This is a genomic window from Ruegeria sp. AP12 (assembly GCF_056540025.1).
In genome coordinates, this window is record NZ_JBQFVZ010000151.1 from 1 (window position 1) to 870 (window position 870).

At 60.3% G+C, this 870-nt stretch carries 1 protein-coding gene; it reads right to left on the reverse strand.

Annotation, left to right across the window (positions count from 1 at the left end; translation table 11 throughout):
- A partial coding sequence (locus ACR0E6_RS21915; RefSeq protein ID WP_480587297.1) for a pyridoxal phosphate-dependent aminotransferase occupies nt 1-870 on the reverse strand: 870 nt, incomplete at both ends.

Sequence of the window (870 nt, forward strand, 5' to 3'; positions counted from 1 at the left end):
AGCAAGACGAAATTTGTGTGGCTTTGCGGGACGGTTAACCCCAGAGCGCGGCAGTTTTCGGCGAACGCGTCGCGGATGTTGGCAGTTTTTGCCACAACCTCTCGCATATGCGTCTGATGACGCATTGCAGCGGCAGCTGCAGCCTGCGAGGGGATTGAGACATTGTTTGGGTTTAACAGCTTGCGCAGTTCTGCTCCAATCTGGGGCGGAGCATAGGCCCACCCGACCCGCGCGCCCGCCAGCCCATAGGCTTTGGAAAACGTCCGGGTGATGACCGTATCGCCGCGCTGAATCATAGCGAATGCCTCTGCCGGATCATGTTCGGCATCCGAGAATTCGGCGTAGGCTTGATCGACGACCAGCAGAACGTTCTTGGGAAGGCTGGTCCGCAGGCGCACGATCTCAGCGTTCGGGATGACCGTTCCGGTCGGATTGCCGGGATTGCAGAGGAAGACGATGCGGGTTTTTGGGGTGACTGCGCTCAGAACATCATCCACCGAAACAGTCAAGTCGACCTCACGCGCCTTGACATAGTCCGCCTGCACCTGCACGGCTGCCGAGGCGACAAAGGCGTAGCCGTAGTCTGTACCCAGCACGCGGTCCCCTTGCCCGGCATAGGCGCGGATTAGGCAACCGATCAGCTCCATCGATCCCGCGCCGCAAAAGATGTTGCTCTGGTCCAGCCCATGCACTTCGGCTATCGCTAAACGCAGGTCCGGCCATTCCGGATCAGGATAGAGCGGCATGTCGGCCATCGCGGCCTGTCCGGCGGCAATGGCGGTAGGGCTGGCAGGAAAAGCGCTTTCGTTTTGGGCCAGTGAAATCGTCTGAGGACCGCCAAGATCGGCAAGCGCATAGGCGGCCAGGGCA